This is a genomic window from Moritella viscosa (assembly GCF_900120065.1).
Lineage (GTDB): Bacteria > Pseudomonadota > Gammaproteobacteria > Enterobacterales > Moritellaceae > Moritella > Moritella viscosa.
Genome location: NZ_FPLG01000052.1, coordinates 82,112 through 101,994, shown reverse-complemented (window position 1 = coordinate 101,994; position 19,883 = coordinate 82,112). Strand labels below are relative to the sequence as shown.

The 19,883-nt window shown below is 41.3% G+C and carries 14 protein-coding genes and 7 tRNA genes; 11 read left to right on the top strand and 10 right to left on the bottom strand.

All coding sequences use genetic code 11. The annotated features are described in order from the left end of the window. The first annotated feature begins 1 nt into the window (after position 1). The 3 genes from BT797_RS08305 (at position 2) to BT797_RS08295 (ending at position 386) form a co-directional block, all read left to right on the top strand. A tRNA-Cys gene (locus BT797_RS08305) sits at positions 2–75 on the top strand. Positions 76–144: 69 nt separating this feature from the next. Then, positions 145–230 (top strand) — tRNA-Leu (locus BT797_RS08300). 82 nt (positions 231–312) lie between these two features. Next, positions 313–386, top strand: a tRNA-Cys gene (locus tag BT797_RS08295). A gap of 291 nt (positions 387–677) precedes the next feature. On the opposite strand, the gene BT797_RS08290 is transcribed toward BT797_RS08295, so the two are convergent. The 10 genes from BT797_RS08290 to BT797_RS08245 form a co-directional block, all read right to left on the bottom strand. Next, entirely contained in the window at positions 678–1,565 is an 888-nt protein-coding gene (locus BT797_RS08290; protein WP_045111377.1) for a TonB family protein, read from the bottom strand. Then, positions 1,562–1,993, bottom strand: a complete 432-nt coding sequence (locus BT797_RS08285) for a biopolymer transporter ExbD (RefSeq protein ID WP_075471632.1) — start codon at positions 1,991–1,993, stop codon at positions 1,562–1,564. Before BT797_RS08285 ends, BT797_RS08290 begins: the two co-directional genes overlap by 4 nt. Before the next feature lie 3 nt (positions 1,994–1,996). After that, positions 1,997–2,947: a tonB-system energizer ExbB gene (gene exbB, locus BT797_RS08280; protein ID WP_082276036.1), complete on the bottom strand. Its 951-nt coding sequence runs from the start codon at positions 2,945–2,947 to the stop codon at positions 1,997–1,999. A 117-nt stretch (positions 2,948–3,064) separates the two neighbouring features. Beyond that, positions 3,065–4,558 (bottom strand): surface lipoprotein assembly modifier, encoded by a 1,494-nt coding sequence (locus BT797_RS08275; RefSeq protein WP_045111375.1) that lies wholly within the window; start codon positions 4,556–4,558, stop codon positions 3,065–3,067. 80 nt (positions 4,559–4,638) lie between these two features. Then, complete coding sequence (locus tag BT797_RS08270; protein WP_045111374.1) at positions 4,639–5,385, bottom strand: Slam-dependent surface lipoprotein; 747 nt, start codon at positions 5,383–5,385, stop codon at positions 4,639–4,641. A gap of 208 nt (positions 5,386–5,593) precedes the next feature. Next, positions 5,594–6,964, bottom strand: coding sequence for a PKD domain-containing protein (locus BT797_RS08265; protein WP_075471630.1), 1,371 nt, complete (start codon positions 6,962–6,964; stop codon positions 5,594–5,596). A gap of 86 nt (positions 6,965–7,050) precedes the next feature. After that, a complete protein-coding gene (locus BT797_RS08260; protein WP_052678376.1) occupies positions 7,051–8,394 on the bottom strand; it encodes a PKD domain-containing protein in 1,344 nt (447 codons plus the stop codon). A 190-nt stretch (positions 8,395–8,584) separates the two neighbouring features. Further along, positions 8,585–11,674, bottom strand: coding sequence for a TonB-dependent receptor (locus BT797_RS08255; protein ID WP_217653254.1), 3,090 nt, complete (start codon positions 11,672–11,674; stop codon positions 8,585–8,587). A gap of 107 nt (positions 11,675–11,781) precedes the next feature. Continuing rightward, positions 11,782–12,747 carry a FecR domain-containing protein gene (locus BT797_RS08250; protein WP_045111371.1) on the bottom strand — a complete coding sequence of 322 codons (966 nt, stop codon included), beginning with the start codon at positions 12,745–12,747 and terminating at the stop codon, positions 11,782–11,784. A 1-nt stretch (position 12,748) separates the two neighbouring features. Then, positions 12,749–13,267 (bottom strand): sigma-70 family RNA polymerase sigma factor, encoded by a 519-nt coding sequence (locus tag BT797_RS08245; RefSeq protein ID WP_075471627.1) that lies wholly within the window; start codon positions 13,265–13,267, stop codon positions 12,749–12,751. Between the two features lie 359 nt (positions 13,268–13,626). Here BT797_RS08245 and BT797_RS08240 point away from each other — a divergent pair. The 8 genes from BT797_RS08240 (at position 13,627) to BT797_RS08205 (ending at position 19,857) form a co-directional block, all read left to right on the top strand. Further along, positions 13,627–13,712, top strand: a tRNA-Leu gene (locus BT797_RS08240). Positions 13,713–13,794: 82 nt separating this feature from the next. Continuing rightward, positions 13,795–13,868: transfer RNA gene (locus BT797_RS08235), tRNA-Cys, on the top strand. 87 nt (positions 13,869–13,955) lie between these two features. Next, positions 13,956–14,041 (top strand) — tRNA-Leu (locus BT797_RS08230). A gap of 357 nt (positions 14,042–14,398) precedes the next feature. After that, a tRNA-Leu gene (locus tag BT797_RS08225) sits at positions 14,399–14,484 on the top strand. Positions 14,485–14,621: 137 nt separating this feature from the next. Beyond that, the gene (locus BT797_RS08220; RefSeq protein ID WP_045111370.1) at positions 14,622–15,065 is read left to right on the top strand and encodes a hypothetical protein; all 444 of its coding nucleotides are present in this window, start codon (positions 14,622–14,624) and stop codon (positions 15,063–15,065) included. A gap of 269 nt (positions 15,066–15,334) precedes the next feature. Then, entirely contained in the window at positions 15,335–17,173 is a 1,839-nt protein-coding gene (secD, locus tag BT797_RS08215; protein ID WP_045111369.1) for a protein translocase subunit SecD, read from the top strand. 2 nt (positions 17,174–17,175) lie between these two features. Further along, entirely contained in the window at positions 17,176–18,114 is a 939-nt protein-coding gene (secF, locus tag BT797_RS08210; protein ID WP_045111368.1) for a protein translocase subunit SecF, read from the top strand. Between the two features lie 273 nt (positions 18,115–18,387). Continuing rightward, positions 18,388–19,857, top strand: a complete 1,470-nt coding sequence (locus BT797_RS08205; RefSeq protein ID WP_075471625.1) for a sigma-54 dependent transcriptional regulator — start codon at positions 18,388–18,390, stop codon at positions 19,855–19,857. Positions 19,858–19,883: the final 26 nt, after the last annotated feature.

The following is a 19,883-nucleotide window of genomic DNA, read 5'->3' as shown; positions in this document are numbered from 1 at the left end:
TGGGGGGTGGGCAGGGTGGCTATGCAGCGGATTGCAAATCCGTGGACCTCGATTCGACTTCGGGACCCGCCTCCATGATTTAGCTTGTAAAAAAGCAAGTTTATTGGTTCTGCACTGGAACGGATAAACTATAAAAAATTCAGTGCCCGAGTGGTGAAATCGGTAGACACAAGGGATTTAAAATCCCTCGCTTAATAGGCGTGCCGGTTCAATTCCGGCCTCGGGCACCAATTAATACTAGAAATAGTATATCTCGCTAAGATGTAAAATTAGCACTCTGTGTTAACAACCTAGGTTGTAATTACAGTAAATGGCGGGTTGGCAGAGTGGCTATGCAGCGGATTGCAAATCCGTGGACCTCGATTCGACTTCGGGACCCGCCTCCATGATTTAGCTTGTTAAAGAGCTGGTTTATTAGTTCAGCACTGTGAACGAATAAACTATAAATGTTTAGAAATAAACAAAATAATTCAGTGTTAGAGTGGTGAAACAGATAGGCACAAAGATCTAACATCTCTCGCTAAATAGGCATACCAGTTCAATTTTTGCTAATATTATGACCAGCTTAATGCTGGTTTTTTTGTACCTAAAATTCACAAATTAATTCAAAGTGAAAATTTTTCTCCTGTTCATCGTCCTGTCTTTCAACACATCGCCCATTTATTTTTAGCGGATTGTTACATTGAAAAATTAATAGGTAAAGTAAGGGTTAACTCTTTGTTAGGAATGTTCTTGGGTGGAACTGGTAAAGGTTGAGCTCGGTAAGGCAAGCCGAGGGCTTCGCTGTCTAGTGAAGCAGTCCCTGAACTTTTTACCAAACTTACACCCAATACATTACCTTTCCTATCTAAAGTAAAAGTGATTATTGGCATGCCTTGTTTTCGCATTCGCTTAGCCTTACGCGGGTATCGTTTTTTACGTTCAAGATGGGCGTGCAGAACTTTTTGCCAGTTTAGTCTTGCCATTTTCCCTTGTTCACTCAGTTGCCCTGTTTGCAGTGCTGTGACTTGTAAGCTTTGCTTGCTCACGTCGAGGGTCGGTATCGCAGTCGCTTGTTTAGCTATAGATTGTACCGGAACAGGGGGGTCATCTACGCGCTTATTTCGTGTCGGTTTGGTTTTCACTACAGCTGGCTTTGGTTGTTCAGGTATTGGTTTCGGTTCTTCAATCGGCTTAGCAGTGACCTTTTTGGTTGGTGGTTTTTCAATAGATTTAAATTGGGATGGGCTGTCAGTTTGTGCCACAATCAATGTCGGTTTTTCACGTGCTACTTTCTGTTCTGACGCTTGTGGCTCAATTGTAGTTGATGCTTGGGCAATAGTCGCTTGTTGAGCTGGATCTGGAGGCAGATCGTTCGTTTTTTTATTCGGGGCAGACAAGGGGGCAACAATGCTAACCACGATTGGTGCTGCAGAGGGCGGTGGCACATAGTTGTGCTTAGGTGTCCAAAAGTAAGCAATTGCGACACCAGCGTGCAACGCCAGACTAGTGGCGATGCCAATGAATACCCAGCTGTTACCACCATCTTTTTTTGCGTGGGGAGCCTGGCGAAGTGAGTTTCTCATGAGTTCGAACCTATGGTTTTCTCCTCACCGACAAGGGCTATATGGGTGTATCCCGCTGCGATTAGCGCATTCATGACAGTCATTAAATCTTGGTAAGTAAGATTTTTATCTGCACGTAGATAAATCTGTTTAGACTTATCTGCTAGCGTTGTGCCCAAAGCTAATGGTAACTGTTCTAGTGTCACTTCTTGCTTTTCACCAAGTGTTAATACTAGCCCCTTTTGTATTGTAAGATAAAAAAGGTTATCGGGTTGAGGCAGAGGTTGTGCCGAAGATGAAGGTAAATCCACAGGAACATTTACAGTAGCTAGAGGAGCTGCAACCATCACAATGATCAGAAGCACCAGCATCACATCAACCAAAGGCGTGATGTTGATATCATGGTTTTCAACCATTTCGTCATTATTCAAATTTGGTTTGAATGCCATTAGTTATCCCGTTTTACGCAAAGTAGCAGGCTTGCTTTTGTCGTTATTAGTTGCCGCACAAGGCTCGCGATCTAAGTCACGACTGACTAAAACCAACAACGCAGCATTAATGTCTGCCAAAAGAGCACGGTAACGTCCGATTTCTCTAGAAAAATGGTTATACATAATCACGGCCGGGATAGCTGCAACCAGACCAATAGCTGTTGCTAGCAAGGCTTCTGCAATTCCTGGCGCAACCACAACTAATGTGGTTGACTGAGACTTAGCTATGCCGATAAAAGCATTCATGATCCCCCAGACTGTGCCAAAAAGACCGACAAATGGACCCACCGAACCTATGGTCGCCAATATACCAGTTCCTGACGTCATTTTGCTATTGAGGGAGGCTTGTGTCCTTTCTAAACTGATCTGTACTCGTTCTTTGATGCCGTCATTACTTGCCGTTCCTAAAGCAGAAAGTTCTAATTCATGTAATACAGTGTCGATCAATGCTAAACCGCCGCCTTCCTTATCGAAACTACGCTGCTTTCCTTCCTTTAAGCTTTCAGAAGCAACTAACTCTCTTAATAATTTGGCTGCGTGCTGACAGGCAAGGGAGACTTGAATTTGCTTAGAGACAAATAATGCCCAAGTGAGAATTGACGCTAACAGCAATAAAATTATGACGGATTTCACCACCCAGTCGGCAGCTTGATACATACCTATAGGTGTCATGTCATGCTTAAATTTATTTTTTGCAGTCGCTTGTTGTTTTTTCTCCTGAGCCACATGTTTGGTGCTAACCACTGAAGTGGACGTGGCATAGACAGAATGAGTGTCGTCTGGAACTAGAGTCTGAATGGCAGAATCGCTCGCAGCGTTCACGTTCTTATCTATGGTAGAGTTTTGCTCTAGTGCATAAGCATTGATTACAAGTGCACACCACAGAAATAGTGCTTTTAAGAATTGGGTCATAATTGAGGTTTCGTTTATGGTAAAACACAATAAAGGCACAACCCAAAAATAGGCTTGTGCCTTGTCCTACCTATATACCGAATGAATGAGGGAAACCCGTAAAAAAAAGTTAAAAAATCAAAATCTTTTTTCTAACTTTAAGGCGATTTCGTTTTGTTGATAGGTATAAAGCCAGTCAACGTTGCTTTTTACTCGCTTATGAGTCCACGTAAGTAGCGGCGTAATACCGTATAATGAGAGCGACTTGGAGGACAGCATGAGTGTATAACTTTGTTCTTGATCTGTTCTTCTTTCGTCCAATAATGCGCTGAACTCACCATATTTACGTTGCCTAAAGGAAGTAAATAGATTTACATCAACCAGTTCGCCCCATGCTCGGTTAACGCCGAATCTTCCGCCGAAGAGTTGATAGGCATGCACCTTTTCATCGTTATCTTTTTGGGTCCAATCCAAACCGCCAAATAGTAGCCAATTGTCGGGTAATTGATGCCATAAGCTTAAGTAAGATGACCACTGCCAGTCGGATTGATATTCAAGGTTTACTGGTCGGTAATCTTGATATTCCGCCTCAATTTCTAGCTTCATCGCACTTGATGAATCCAGGCTTTTAAACCAGTCAAATTTCAAACCTCCAGCGAAGTAAAGTGCTTTATTACCTGAAGCACTGTATTCCAACTGTGGCGATAAGGTGAATTTGTTATTTGCATTTTGATAGCTGTATCCAAGGCTGGTGATTAAAGTTTGTTCATTGAATTTGTCATTATCTAAATAGCTGGAACCATAAGCCAGCCCGCTAAAGGCGATACCATGATGACCAGATAATGAGAGACGTTTGTTCAGGCTGGCATTAAAATCGACACCTGTCCCTTTTACAGCTTCTGGTGTGCTTCTTTCTACTCGGCATTGGCCTGACGGAAGCCGAGCCAAGCAAGTATAGGATTGTGATGACTGGTTAAGGTTGTCGTTATATGACGGTCCAAAGCTAAATGATCCGTTCCAAGAGTCTCTGTGTTTTGCAGCCGTAATGAAGCTTGTTACGGTTTTTCGGATTCCTTGAGAGCGGGTATTGTTAGAAGGTAAGTTTTCGTTGATGAGAATAAATAGTGAATAGGCGTCAGCGTTTTTTTGATTTTCAAATTGCACGCGTGCCAGTTCTAATTGCGCAGGTAAAAAGTCGGGTTGTAGTGCTAAAAGTTGAGAATATTCCTGTTCAGCTAGTGTAAGTTCACCTTTAACACGATACAGCGCACCTTTGGTATAGTGAACTAATAATGGGTCGAAGCCGTCAAGCTTTTGGTACCTGGCTAAATATTGGGAGGCGAGCGGCCATTGACGAGACTGAACCGAAAAATACAGCGCTTGCCCCAATTCTGGCAACGTGTCATTCACTTGATAAGTTTCACCATCAATAATCATGGCTGAAGATTGTTGGTTTTTTTCTTTTTCTTTTTCATTTTCTTCGGCAAGCAATTCTTGTTCTATCTCACTTGCCGTTAAATTATCCCGCTGTTGGATCTGGATTTTAGTATCTTGATCTGCAACTGAATAATAAGAAAAGCTAAATAATAAGCATACTAAAATGGATCGTTTTGAAGCGGAAATTAGGTTCATTTTTTACTCTTTTCACGATAAAAATCAGAAGCAGTCGAAGCTGCTTCTGATAAATGCTGTTTTAACCGAGCGTTACAGAATTACTGTTTTTCACCACCGAATGCAGTATCCAGTTGGCTGTTAGTATCGAATTTTGCAAAGCCTGCAAGTGCTGCTGCATTCGCGCCAAAGAAATGACCTTTAGAACTACCCGCCGTAGCTACGGCATTTTGTGTTGCCGTTGCGTTACCCGTAAAGGCTGCTGTCGCGGCATTAATTTGCGCTGTTACATTCACTTTTAGTGAACCATTAGAAATGTTGCCAGACAGTGTTTGTGCGCCAAAGTCAGCATCAAAGGCACCAGTCAGCTTGTTGCTGCCAGAGAATTTATTAATGCCTGTGATGTTGTACGTCGCTGTGCCACTAGTCGGGACCGTTGTGCCAGCATCGTTACCTATGTAGTAGACGGTACGATTATTGAAGTCTTGATCTTGGGTTCCTTCATACCACTCACCGAACCAAATATCGCTATTGGCTACTTGCGCAAAGTTGTAATGAGAATTACCAAAATGTTTGCTGCCCGAAGTGTGAACGCCTTTTTCGTTATTGTTATCGTTACGATAATCACTTGAGAATGTGTTGCCAGCTAGGCCATCGAAATCAACGGTCTTACTTTTTGAGCTGCCAATGCCGGCTTTGCCTTTTGAGTGGAAAAACGGAACCCAAACTTGAGACTCGCCAACTTGGCGTAAAGAATTGTCGCTGATTGCGCCATCAAAGCCTGCGTGGGCTAATGAGCTAAGACCAAGCATAGCCGCTGTAATCCATGAAAGTTTAACTGGTTTCATTATTTATTCCTTTCTATTGTGCTACATATTATTTATGCAGCTCAGGTTAAAAAATTGGTATAAGACATCAAAAGCAGCCAGTCAATGTGATAGGTGGCATTGATAAGTCTTACTTAATACACCGAACTAAATCGTAAAACCCGTAATCATTTTTGACTTTTTGTAAGAAATAATAAAAAGCTCAGCGTGAGCGGAGCCTGAGATTAAGTTAGCGACTAGTGAACTGATATCCAGCCCAGAATGTTTCTTGAGAACTAAAGTCGCCGTAACCGTTTAAGCTCCATGAAAAACTAAAACCTAACCGTACAGTTTCACCATTGGTCGACGGTGTAGCCAGTTGAAATGTCATTCGCTCACCTTTTTTTACGGTCACAATTTCACCTTCAGATAGGCCAATGAAATAGGGTTTAAGCTTGGCATCACTGTAGTTTATAGCGTTAATGCCACTAATGGTTACATCTTTGCCCACTGCTTCTATTGTATAGTTGCCTAATATGTATTCATCGGGAATACTTCCAGAGTCAGTTGTTTTATTTACGACAAACTTTTCTTTATAAGGGAATAGTTGCAGTTTGCTATCATTGCCAACGAAGAGCTTGGTATGTGGTGCTTGCAAGCCGTAGACTTTCACATAAAATGGCTTGTAAGGTTTGCTGGTAAACTCGCCATCACTGACAGTTAAGCCCACGACATAGGTGCCCGGCGCATCGGCGTAAAACTCACTTATCATTGCGCTAGGGTCGACAATAACCGTATTAGAATTAGGCGGTTTAGAGACAAAATCCCATTGATACGTAATCGGATCACCATTTGGATCATTGCTCATACTCGCATCAACTGGCACTATCATTCCTTCGGTTGCATAGATAGCGGTGCCTGTCTTTGCGCTAGGGGGGACGTTAGCATAATAGTAGCTGAGCGTTACTGTATCTGTTGCGATAGCGAGTCCATCTGACACTGTGAGTTTTACGACATAGTCTCCTGCAATGTCTGTTTTAAATCTGATGGATGTACCCTCATCATTTAATACTGGGTTGCTATCCGTCGGTTGCTCTATAATCTGCCAAAGATAGAAAAGTTTGTCCTTGTCTGCGTCTCGGGCATTGGCGTTTAGATGCGCGGTATTGATTAAATTTAGTTTTTGGTCGCCGGATAAATTGAGTGTCGGAGGAGAATTTGTCCCGGAAGACGCAACAACGATTCGAACCTGATTTGGACGACTGTTTGCTTTACCATCATTAACAATTAAATTAATGATATAAGTCCCTATAGCATCCGCTGTAAATTCTGATAAGGCGTTGTTGCTATTAATGAGTGTTGCTTGGCTTATTTGGGGTTTGGATTCAAAATTCCATTGATAAGTGATGAGGTCGTTATCTTCATCAACACTGCTGGTGCCGTCCAATTTAACCTTGGTATTTACTTTTACATTCTGATTTACTCCTGCGATAGCAATAGGAGACTGATTTTCTAATTTGCTAGACCCGGTATCCTTGGTTCCACTTTCGTCTCCTCCGTTGCAGCCAAGCAAGAAGGATAGAGTGGCAACACACGTTAACCACTTAAATTTGTCATTCATAGCGTCTTCCTGAAGAGATTATTTGTTAAGTCCTTAAATAAAGTGCGATTGCTCGCACTTTATTTTATTGCAGAGGTCGTGCTACTTTAGTGTGTGGTTAGAAAATAACTTGCATTAATATAGTTATCGCCCATATTTTCTTTAATGATGACGCTAAATGAAAGCATGGCTTGTTTGCCACCTGTTAGAGGAGACAGTAGTTCAATTTCTACCTTTTCTCCCGCTTTAATGACTTGACCTTCTACCACCCCATTTATAATAGGGGTGACGACACCCATAATTCCCCATGGTGTTACTTCTTTTATGGTGTAATCCTGTCCTACCGCTTCAAGTGTAAAGCTCGCTAGTTTGTAAGTAGCTGGTTTAGGGTCTGAGAATGTTTTATCTATTGTTATCGGATTAAATACATAAGGAAGGGTATTTTGAGCAGGGTCTCTATCGTGGAATACTATTTTTAATTCGCTTTTGAGCGATTCTGTTACTGTCACCTTGATGTTCGATGGTGCGCTCGTTAATGCACCGTCACTCACCGTTAAAGACAATACATAATCGCCAATTAAGTCCGCTGTAAAACTAGGTGTGATGGTATTCGTACCGCTAAGATCTGCCACACTATGCTCAGGTTTGGAAACAAATGTCCATTCATACAACATAACGTCATTATTGGCATCAGAGCTGCCACTACCATCAAGATTTACAACTGCATCTTTAACTGCGTTTTGATCCGCCCCTGCTTTTGCTATTGGTGCGACGTTTGCTGACTCTAGAGTTACTTTTACACTATCTTTGACCGTGTTTTTACCATCTGATACGGACAGTTGAAGTAGGTAATCACCTTGGACATTTGCATTTAACGTGACGGTTTTTGTATCGCTATTTGTAAGTGTTGGCATGCTATTAGCAGCCTTGGTTTCAATAGACCAAGTGTAAGTTAAGGCATCATTGTCAGCGTCGGTTACGGTTGCGGCAATTAACACGGGGGTGCCAATCGCATGGGTTTTGTCTATTCCTGCGCTAACCATCGGTAACGAGTTCACTGCTTTCGGTGCGACTTCAATAGTCACGTCAACACTTTTGCTATCAATTTTACCATCATTAACGACTAAGCTGATCACATAAGATCCTGCTTTGTCTGGTGTAAATTCAGGTGAAACGGCATCGGTAGCGCTTAACGTAGCTGTGGAGCCAGTAGGTTTGGTATTTAACGACCATTTATAGGTTAAGAGTTGTTTGTCTTTATCCGTGCTGTTTTTGCCATCAAGTTTGACTAGGGAACCAAAAGCGACGTTTTGATTTTGTCCGGGTACCGCGATAGGTACTTGATTTTTAGTTGCAGCAACGTCTTTGGTTGAATTTACTCCTCCGCTCTTACATGCTGCTAGCGCGGGGATAGCAAAAGATATCAATATCCATTTCAAACTTGCTTTCATTTAATTTATCCTAAATTGTGGGAGCGATTCCGTTAATAGACTAATAACTATTGATCTAACATTCACCTATAACACCGAACGAGGTGGAAAAATCCGTAATAGTTTTTGGTGTTTTTTGTGGCTTATCACAAACGAAAACCGCCTCGAAAGAAGCGGTGATAGACTAAAATTGGAAAATCGACAGTTTTGGCTAGAATCGGCCATGTAATTTTAGACTGACTGTTCGCCCCGGTGCTGGCATTCCAGAAACGGAACCAGTTTCTAAATAATAAACATCGGTTAAGTTCGTACCTATTAATTCAGCTTCGAACTGTTTGTTGAAAATATATTTGATATAGGCATCGTAGGTGGCGACATCGGTACGTTTGATAATTTCATCTTTGTGACTTCCCGAAATGTAATTTCCACGTAGTCCTGTTTCTAAGTCTTGGTTAAAAAATCGTGCGCCTAGCATCATGCTGGCCGCATATTCTGGCGCAGCATGGGCCGCAAGATAGCTGATTTGCGTAAAACCACCTCGTACGCAGGTTTCAGATGATGGATCTTTATCATTGTAGATATCTAAAATCTGTCCGCGTGCAGCAGAATTTTCGTCGCAAACCTCGTTTCTGAAGTTATACGTGATAGAAACATTTCCAAAGTAGGCCTCGTTGTCGAACATTCCTTGCAGCTCAAGGCCGCTGGTACGTTGGCTATCGAGGTTTGCAAACGAGAAGCTGTCTGTATCGCGATCCATTACGTCTTCAATTACCTGATCAAAGTAAGTTATTTTAGCACTTGCAGTATTAAAGTAATGAATGTAGGCAACTTCAATGAGTTTGGCTCTTTCAGGTTCAAGTGGTGCCGAGAAACTTGGGTTACCAGAAAAACCACTGGTGCTTTCAAACAGACTAGGGAAGCGGAGGGTTTCAGCATAGCGGACATAGGCACGACTAGAATCATTAATTAACCAAGTTGTGGATAAAGAAGGAACCCAACCACTGCCGCTGTTTTTATAGCGGGTATTGGTTTCTCTTGATTCGCTTTTGCTGGAGACTTTACAACTACCACTCACATAATTCGTTTGTTTTATTGCTTTGACGCATGTGTTGCCGGCCAGTTTTAGCTCATTTTTTGAGTTAAACATCCAATCAGAATTATGGTCTGCCACGTAAGTGCGTTTATTTTTAGCTTCGGAGACTTTTTCTTTCACTTTTGAGGTGAGTAAGGCATCAAAATTAGCTAGCTCGCTTTGGTGTTGCAGTATTTGTTTTTGAAATTCTTCTTTTTTATCTGGAAACATTACCATGAGGTTTCGGTATCTATTGATGTTGCTGGCGATATTGTTTTTGGTAAAGGTTGAACGAATCGCTTGTTCTGCATTAGCAACATTCTGAGCAATTTCTTCATCGGCAAAGGTTTCAATAGTTTGGTAAGTCAAGTTGTAGCCGTCGCTTTGCAAGGTTTCTAGGCTTTTTGTATCCCCTGCATCTAATCTATTTTTGATATAATGATCTTCTGATTGGTATTGTGAGTAGCGAACACCAGCATTGAATATAACAGACTCTAACGGTCGCCATTCCATGGTGATCGCACCGTTATACTCTTCTCGTTCACCTGCTCTTACCGGACCATCATAGAGGTCCATCATATATTGCAGTCCCTCTTTCGGGGCCAATTTATGCTGTTGGAAATTACCAGATACAGTCAGATCCCATTCGTCGGTTAGAGTCATGGCATTTTTAAAATTAAAGCCTACTCGGCTTTCTTCACGGTTAACTGTTGCGGTATTGATGATTTTATTTGGGGTATCACTTTTTCTGTAAGTGAAATTGGGAAACCCATAACCTGTATTGGTTTTTGAGTCAGTTTGAGTAGTCCACAAGTTGGTACTTAGATCTAAATAAGGGTTAGTTGGATTAGCTCTAAACTTGAGGCTATAGGCTTGCATTTTCACATTGGCAAGCGGCCATTGAGGTAACCCGTCTTGGTTGCGGTAGTCAGAACGACTGGCCAGTATTTCACCATGGGTGCTTTCGGTGAATCGAGCACTAAGCTGCAACTTATGGACATCGGTAATGTTAAATGTGGTTTTTAGCAAAAATGACTCCATTTCTGAAGACGTATTTGGCACTTCGTGACCCGGAAGGTGATTGAGTGCAACATGTTCGGGTTGCAAGTAAGGTATGCGACCTACTACTCCATCACGATCACCCGTTTTGTATGGTTGCTCATAAAACCCCGATTTTTTTGTCCCTGAGTAATAGTTTCCTCGATTGCGATAAGCGTACGCACCAAGCCACTCAAACTTTGGGCTGATACCTGAAATGGCTAGCCTATACGCGATGTCTTCGCCATTAACTAGGTTGTCATTTTTATCACTTCGCGTTTGAAATCGGAGCTCGGGATCGTTATATAGCGGAACTCCGCCAAGTTCGGCATAAACGGGAACATCTTGCCAGTTTTTACCTGTGTGCAGGCGAGCAACATTGGGTTTTATTGAATTGCTGCTGCTTTCGGCTACAAACTCGATACCAAAAGTTTCGCCTTCTGGTACTATATCTTGAGGTGTCAGTGTTGTTACTTCAACCGCGCCACCAACCGAAGTGGTGATGTCTGCATTAATTTGTGCACCTTTGTGGACTTTCATTCCACCGATTAAATTTGGGTCAATATAATTTCGGTTTGACGCACCTCGATAGCCATTGTAAACAGAAATACCTTGCTCGGTTCCATCAATGACGACAGGGACGCGACCAGGACCTTGAACACCACGAATGTTAGGATCTATACTACCGCCGCCATTTCTAGCTTCACCACTGTATGTGTTGGCCATGCCGATAAATAGATCGGCTGCACTGGTACCTTTAAAGCGTTCGATTTCTTCTTTGCTTAAATAAGTACTGGATACGTCATTGTCGTAAATTGCATATTGGCCTTCTTTATCTCGATTTGTACCAGCCTCTATGGTGGTGCTTACTTGAATCGGAGCGAGCTTCATCCCGGTATTTTCAGAAGCAACACGATAAACGCCATCAGGCTGAAGTTGCGCGGTTAAACCAGTGTTGGATAACAATAAAGTAAGGGCATCGTTTGTATTGTAGCGTCCGTTAACTCCTGGGCTGTATAACTCATTAGAAAGGGCGGCATTAAGGTGAAACTCGATGCCAGCTTCCATAGCAAATTCGTTCAGCACCGAATCCAAAGCACCAGCAGAAATATTAAATTCAGGCTTTTCGCTTGCAATAACAGCTGTTGAGACTAATGCAGTAGCAATGCTTAACTGTGTGCTAAGGAGCACAACTAATAATTTTTGATGAGAACAAGAGTACAACTTGAATTCCTTTTTCGATTCACTGGTTTATTAATTAGTACACCGAGTGAACTTATAAAAGCCGTAAAATTAATTTATTTTTTTGCCGACACGCGAACCCACAACGGAGTTCGGTATTGAATTTCAATTGGTAAAATCTGGCTGATATTGGAAAGCGTTTCGTCTGTGTCAATAGTAGAAAACACGCCTGTGAGCTTAATGTTATTAAGGTTTTCATCTATGTTTAAGACTCCTTTTCTATATCGAGAAAGTTCTTTAATGAACTCTGGTAATGGAGTGCTTTGAGCCATGATTTTATGTTCTAACCATAAAGCGTTAACTGACGAATTTTTGTTTTTGGCAAGTAAGTCTATCCCGCTAAAGCTCGCATTTTCTCCAGCGAATATGTGCATAGTGTTTTGTTTTTGTTTTGGTTGAAGCGCAACTTCCCCTGCATATACAGTAACCAATGTTTCTTCCGTTCGTTGTTGCACTGAAAAGTGTGTGCCAATTGGCATTACTTTACCTTGTTGAGTATTGACAAAAAATGGAGTGAGGTGGTGAGAGGTTGTGATTAATATTTCCCCCTCAAGTAAATGAAGCCGCCTTTCGTATTGGTTGAAATCTACAAACACTCTTGTGGCTGTATTCATAGACATTTGAGTTCCATCAGACAACGTTATGGTTCTGATTTCTCCGGTTGCGGTGACATACTCAGCTCCAAGTAGTCGCTCGGATTTATTGTTTAGCACTAACCCCAGAGTACCTAAGGAAATCCCTCCAAGTAATAGCAGTTGTCGGCGAGATATTCCCTGTAGAGGTGCGCGATTTGGAGATATGTCTCTAGACTTAGACAGTACTCTTCGACTTAGCCCTGGTTGCGGGATATTGTTGAACTTCTTTTGAATCTGTTCTAGTTGTTGCCAAGCAAATTCGTTGTCGGGGCTGGCTGTACGCCAAGTCTGAAACGCCTGCTTGTCATCTTCAGCTACATCATCAGCCCATAACCGAGCCATCCAAATAGAAGCTTGCTCTATGGCATCTCTTGATATTTGATTCATGTTACTCTTGCTCCTGAAGAGCAATTAGCAAGCAACCTTGCAAAGCTTTCGCGACGTATTTTTCAACTGATGAAACAGAAACGTCCAATTCAACCGCTATTTGCTTATAGCTCATGCCTTCTAACTGACGCATTAATAAAGCTTGGCGAGCTTTATTTGGGAGTCGGTGAAGCAAGGCGTCAATTTCAACTAGTGCTTCGATAACAATGAGTTGAGATTCAGGTGAATTGGATATTTGAACTGGTTCCTGTTCAATAAGCTCTAAGTAGGCCGTTTCAATATTACGGCGTCGATAAAGGTCAATGATTAACCCTTTGGCAATATGCGTTAAGTATCGACGCGAATCTTGTTGCTCGGGTAATTTATCTCTCATCAGCAGACGTAAGTAGGTATCTTGAACTAAATCTGCCGTGGCTTCTGGGCAGCTTAATCGACGCTGAATAAACAACGAAAGCCAGCTACGGTGCTCTTGATATATGTATTCAATGCTTGCCATATTTACCGTACAGATAGCTGTCATTTGTTGCTACTCCTCTGTTTCGATTTGTCATTTGATTTAAATGATAATAATTATCATTATTATCTCCAATAAGCAATTAAAGATCACAAAAATAAACATGAAAAAGTACAAGGGGGTGTATTTGGACTATGTAAGTTTAGGATACAAAGCCCTATCGCTGTGCGAAATGTAGTCTAAACATTCTGCTTAGGTCGTTTTTGAATCAATTACTTTAAATTGATATGACATTCTATTGACTCATAATCAGAATCGAGTAAAGTGTACCTCGTTCCAAGGCAAAGCCTTAGAGACAGATTTAGCTCTTAGTAAAGAGCAAGTTCGTTAGTTTGCACTGAAACTAATGAATCAGAAAATTCAGTGCCCGAGTGGTGAAATCGGTAGACACAAGGGATTTAAAATCCCTCGCTTAATAGGCGTGCCAGTTCAATTCTGGCCTCGGGCACCAACTAATACTATATATAGTATATATCGCTAAGATATAAAATTAGCACACTGTGTTAACAACGAAGGTTGTAATTGCAGTAAATGGCGGGTTGGCAGAGTGGCTATGCAGCGGATTGCAAATCCGTGGACCTCGATTCGACTTCGGGACCCGCCTCCATGATTTAGCTTGAAAAAGCAGGTTTATTGGTTCAGCACTGTGAACGAATAAATTATAAATGTTTAGTAATAAACAAAAGAATTCAGTGCCCGAGTGGTGAAATCGGTAGACACAAGGGATTTAAAATCCCTCGCTTAATAGGCGTGCCAGTTCAATTCTGGCCTCGGGCACCAACATTTTATAAAAAAACCAGCTTATAGCTGGTTTTTTTATGCCTAAAATTTACTTATACCTAAAACAAGCTATTTTTTGTTCGTAATTATCTGATTTTATCAAAGTAGGTTTGTTAGAATAACGCTTGTAGCTTTTGGTGTTACTCGACTCCGTATTTATCTGTAAGTAATTGTCGATGAGCAAATAAATTAAATTACAATACAAATGTCGATTGTAAAATTGTTGTGATAATAAGCATATTGGATTCATTTTCAGCCATCTTAAGTCTATGTAAAAGTTTTCATTGACTCATTGTTAGAATACGGTAAAGTGAGCGCATATCCGGTTAGGCAGCTAGCTTAATTGTTTATCACTCAGCCCGAGTGGTGAAATCGGTAGACACAAGGGATTTAAAATCCCTCGCTTAATAGGCGTGCCGGTTCAATTCCGGCCTCGGGCACCAAATTTAGAAAAAGGCTTACCATTAGGTAAGCCTTTTTTGCTTTCTGGCATTTAAAAAATCCTTGTTTCTTCTATTCGAAGTGCTTATGATGAGTAATTATACTTTATGATTATTTATCTTCTATGCTACTTCGATTGATGCGCTATTTTATACTGTTGTTTGTTATAGTCGTGGGCTTTAATGCTCAGGCTGACACATTCGCAGAATTAGCAATATCACCTGCACCGTCGTTATTAGCACCAGCATCTTTACTTGTAACTGATTACCAAGATGCCGATGAATCAGAACAACCCCCTGTCTCATTACCAATCAATGCTTATGAATTTGCTTTAACGGACACTTCTCGTTATACCAGCGCCGGACGTTTGCTGTTAAATAATCCTGAACCGGATTATCAGATTGAGATTGAATTATCTATTCCACCATCGCCGTCTTTTGTGATTGGTTATGCAGTTAATATTAATTTTTATCAACATTGGTTGACCCATATATCACGGTCTAAGTCTCGACTATCGGGCTGGAAAGACTGTAATATCTTATATTCTCACCGCCTGTACCCAGCTGTTATTACATTTGTTTAGACAAAAATGTAAGTATTAAACACTGCTTTTTTGTTGCCTTTATTATCTGCTTATATCCCTTAATAGTGCTATAAATAGCGCCGTACATCGTATTGCAAGCTATTGCAAAGCGTACTGTAAATCGTGTTTTAACGGTTCTATTATCAGGAGTTATAAGCGAGTTAATCACCAATATGCCAACGCTTTATTTTTATAGAACGGTATTTATACAAAGTCCTATATACCTAAAACAGTATATAAACGACCTTTGTGTAAAAATCTTGGCATTGATGGACAGCGATCAAATGACAAAAATAACAAACTCGAAAATTCAACGTAAACGCCTTAACCATTACGCCGGTTGGAAGTATGCCGTCTTAATCTGCACTATTTTAATTATGCTATTGAGTGCAATCCCGACCTTGTATGGTGAATCCCCTGCATTACAAATTAATCATAAACAAGGCTTACAGCCCGCTATTTATATGCTTAAGCAGACGCTAACAGAAAATAATATAGCGGTGACACGTATCGATCAAGAGACGGATAAAACCATCATAGTGCTGGCACAAAGCAGTAGCCAAACGAGAGCAAAATCGATACTCGAAACTATGTTGCCTGCACACAATGATATTACCCTAGCATTAGTTTCTGCTGCCCCTGGTTGGCTACAGAGTATGGGACTAAAGCCGATAAAATTAGGTTTGGATCTACGTGGTGGCGTGCAGTTTTTATTAGATGTTGATATGGAACCCGTATTCAATATCAGATCACAGCAATTGCTGGATAACTTACGTACTGATTTTCGTGAGGAAGGGCTTCAGGGGGTCAGAATCAGTATTAATCATAATAATGGTCTGCAGTTTAACTTTCCAAATGACGAAGCAAAGGTCGCATTATTGAAATTAATGCAAAACAGCTATCCACAATGGAAAGTGACTAAAAGTTCAGGACGATTGGTTGAAATCAATATGCCCGAATCTGAAAAGAGCAATATTATTAATCTGACAGTGCAACAAAACTTGCAAACCATGCGCAGTCGTATTGCTGAGCTAGGTATTACAGAGGCCATGGTCCAGCGTCAAGGTGAACATCGGATTCGAATTGAATTACCCGGCGTACAAGATCCGGCTACGGCGAAAAACGTTATCGGCGCGACAGCCAGTCTTGCCTTTCATGAGCTTAAAAACACAAGCAATGGCAGCATGCTAGTGAATAATAATCAGGGGATGCCAATACGTATTGACCGTGATGCGATATTAGGTGGTGAGCATATTATTGATGCGCGTGCAAGTGTTGGCGAGATGGGGGCTGCGCAGGTAAGCATCACTCTAGATAATGCTGGCGGCAAGAAAATGTCTAATTTTACCAAACATAATATTGGTAAACCGATGGCAACGCTCTACAGCGAGTACAGTCGTAATGTGGATGGCTCAACGAAAAAGACCAATGAAATTATCAGTGTAGCGACCATCCAAGCACAATTAGGGAGCCAATTTAGAATCACGGGGGCAGGTAGCATGGCTGACGCACAAGAGCTTGCATTGTTGCTACGTGCAGGTTCGTTGACTGCACCTGTAACGATTGTTGAAGAACGAACGATAGGTCCTTCACTCGGGGCTGAAAATATTCAAAATGGCTTCTCTGCATTAGCGCTAGGGTTAGGTTTAACCTTGGTATTTATGGCGCTGTGGTATCGTCGCCTAGGCTGGGTTGCGAATGTTGCACTCATTGCCAATATTATTATGCTATTCGGCTTATTAGCGTTAATACCAGGTGCGGTATTAACCTTACCTGGTATTGCTGGGTTGGTACTTACTGTCGGTATGGCGGTCGATACCAATGTGCTGGTGTTTGAGCGAATTCGTGACAAATTACGTGAAGGTCGTAGTTTCTCCCAAGCTATTAATAGTGGTTTTGATAGCGCGTTTAGCACGATTGTTGATGCCAATATCACTACTTTAATTATTGCTGTTGTGCTGTACTCAATTGGACAAGGACCAGTACAAGGTTTCGCGCTTACGTTAGGTCTAGGTATTTTAACCAGCATGTTTACTGGGATCTTGGTATCTCGTGCATTAATTAATAAATTATGGGGTCGTGATACTCGTCATGACTTGAAGGTATAGTAATGATGACTATCAATATAAACAATAGTAACAAAAAAAAGAGTAATAACAGCAGTAAATTACGTTATATCAGCAGTGCTATGTCTGTGATTTTTATGCTTATCGCAATTGCATTTATTAGTATTAATGGTCTGAACTGGGGCTTAGATTTTACTGGCGGTGTTATCACCGAAGTGCAACTTGATCCAAGCATTACAATGAGTGAGATCTCACCATTATTACAGGCGGCACTTAATCAAAATGTCAGTGTGATTGAAGGGGGAGATATTGGCCGTTGGATCTTACGTTATGCTGAACCTGCTGCTGGTATGAGTATTCCAGATATCACGGAGGTACTCGCGCCATTGGCAACTAATATTCAAGTATTAAACACGAGTATTGTTGGTTCTCAAATCGGTCAAGAGCTAGCGGAACAAGGTGGTCTTGCACTCTTAGTATCTATGCTGTGTATCATGGCTTATTTAAGCTATCGTTTTGAATGGCGCTTGGCGTCGGGCGCATTATTTGCCCTAATACACGATGTGTTATTTGTACTAGGTGTATTTGCGGCACTGCAGCTTGAGTTTAACCTGACGGTATTTGCGGCGATATTGGCTATTATTGGATATTCATTGAATGATTCTATTATTATTGGAGATCGTATCCGCGAGTTACTTATTCTTAAGCCAACCTTAGCGATTGCGGATGTGAATAATGAAGCTATTGCGGCAACGTTTTCACGTACAATGGTGACATCGGGTACTACGTTAATGACGGTTTCGGCATTGTGGTTATTGGGAGGGGGGCCTTTAGCAGGATTTTCTATTGCTATGTTCATTGGTCTTATTGTTGGTACCTGGTCATCAATTGCTGTTGCGACGACCTTACCTGAATGTTGGGGATTAAATGCCAAACATTATCGGCTTGTTGAGCGAAAGGATAATTTTAGCGAAAGCTTGTAAGTTTTAGATTGCTGCTAATTTAAGCGCGTGGGTTTGGTGAATAGCCCCGTGCTTATCGATCCCCCTTGATCTATTTGTAGATATTGTGATATAGCACGGAACTATTTTTATCCTAATTTCTAATTAACTCCTACGGCTGTTTCATCTTGATTTAGGAATGTGTACTATAGCGATGTCAATTAATTGGCGGAGGTTAATTTTTGACACGCTTTAGCTGTAGTTGAAGTGATTTAATTATTTTAAGTTTAAGTAAGGTTTAGCGCAGGCTGTAATATGGATACTACTAAGTCAGTTTTTGTAATTGATGAGAATATTGAACGCAGAAAAAATTTAGAAACAATCTTGTCCTTTCTTGGTGAAAGTTGGCAGAGTTATGATTCCCATATCAATATTGGCGCTAAGATCGATCTTGCTGCAAATAGTGTTATCGTTTCTTCAGAGCATTACTCAGAAAAGGAATTATCTGCGTTACTTGATGCTAACCCAATGAATCCGTTTTTGACTTTTGGTGTACAAGGCTCTGAATCAGAGGAAGGTAATTTAATTGGTCATATCGAGCTGCCTTTATCTTATCAACAACTGACGCTCTTACTTGGACGTTGCCAATCTTATCGCCAATGTGTGGCGAGTAAGTTAGGCCAATCAGCATCCGCGTCAAAAGCATTAATTAAGCAGTTGGTTGGTCGTGGTGATGCGATTCAAAGTGTCCGTCATTTGATCACGCAAGTAGCGAAAAAAGGCGCGAATGTTTTAGTATTGGGTGAATCAGGCACGGGTAAAGAAGTGATAGCCCGCTCAATCCATGATGCATCATCACGTAACAATGGTCCATTTGTTCCTGTTAACTGTGGTGCTATTCCGGCTGAATTATTAGAAAGTGAATTATTCGGTCATGAAAAAGGTGCATTTACCGGCGCATTTTCAGCCCGTAAAGGACGCTTTGAATTGGCCTGTGGTGGTACTTTATTTCTTGATGAAATTGGTGATATGCCACAGCCAATGCAAGTGAAATTATTACGTGTTTTACAAGAACGTGTTTTTGAACGTGTGGGTGGCAGTAAAGCAATTAAAGCTGATGTCAGAGTTATTGCGGCAACACACCGTAATTTAGAACAAATGATCCTTGATGGAGAATTCCGTGAAGATCTCTATTACCGTTTAAATGTATTCCCAATTGAAAGCCCTGCATTACGTGAGCGCCCGGATGATATTCCATTATTGATCCAAGAGTTATTGCGTCGACACGAAGCAGAGCATGATGCGACAATCTTATTTACGCAACGGGCAATGGAATCGTTAATGCAACATCCATGGCCTGGTAATGTACGTGAGCTATCGAACCTGATCGAACGTTTACTTATCATGACGGCTGGTAATATTGTTGATATTGGTGAGTTACCTGCTAAATATCGTTATAACGATGATGGTGAAAGTCAGATTGTGAATTCAGAATTACCGAGTGAGTTAGCAGAACGTGACGCTATTTCGGCTATGTTTAATGATGAGATTTTTGGCGACATAGAAGAAGAACCACAAGAAGATGGTTTCTTCTCGATGCCAAATAGTTTGCCTGAAACGGGTGTAAATCTCAAAGAGATGTTGGCTGAATTTGAAATCGATATGATCAAACAAGCCCTCGATCAACAAGCGCACATTGTTGCCCGCGCTGCGGATCAACTTGGCATGCGTAGAACGACACTGGTTGAAAAAATGCGTAAGTATGGATTACAAAAAGAAGCTTAAATAAATGTAGCGAAGTATAAACTTAT